This is a genomic window from Clostridium sp. MCC353, assembly GCF_018785315.1.
Taxonomy (GTDB): domain Bacteria; phylum Bacillota; class Clostridia; order Lachnospirales; family Lachnospiraceae; genus CHH4-2.
The window spans coordinates 1-548 of the sequence record NZ_WQPN01000140.1 but is presented as its reverse complement, the minus strand read 5'-3'; the positions used below and the strand labels follow the sequence as shown (position 1 = coordinate 548).

Genomic DNA, 548 nt, shown 5'->3' with positions numbered 1-548 from the left:
TTGGAGGTTTGATGCCGGGGGGAGCGGAATCCGTTGGCGTCAAACCTCCAAGCAGGCCTCCGCCCCCGTCCGTCAACATTCCCGGGATTCATGGCTGTGTACTGGTCTGATAAAGGTTAAATAAAGATTTGGAGAAGGGACGTAGAAGAAGCAAAGAAGCGTTGGATTAAGACGATGTTTGGTATTTCGTGCAGATTATGACATAGACATTTCAAGTAACTGACGTGGAGATTAACAGTAAAAGGTCAAGGCATTTTTGAAAATGCCTTCAGGGTTGATGTTAAATGGTGTGGGGATTTATATTAAAGGGTGAAGGCATTTTCGAAAATGCCTTCACCCTTTATGTTCGCCCTTTATGTTAAATTTGCTTTTATTACCTTTAGCCAGAGAAAAACCAGCAGGAAAGCGGGACGAGGGGCCGATGGCCGGGCCGGGGCTTGAAACCTGCGGGGCGGGCCGTGCTCTGATGGTGTGGGAAGTCGTCTGGAAACCGTTAGTGGAACTTAGTCTGCAGGCATCAAAAAAGACGGGCAGAAACTGAAAACCGA

At 47.8% G+C, this 548-nt stretch carries 1 protein-coding gene; it reads right to left on the bottom strand.

Going from position 1 to position 548, the window contains the following annotated elements:
- Positions 1–333: 333 nt before the first annotated feature.
- On the bottom strand, positions 334–548 hold a 215-nt coding region (locus GPL15_RS22500), incomplete at its 5' end, for a hypothetical protein (RefSeq protein ID WP_215700923.1).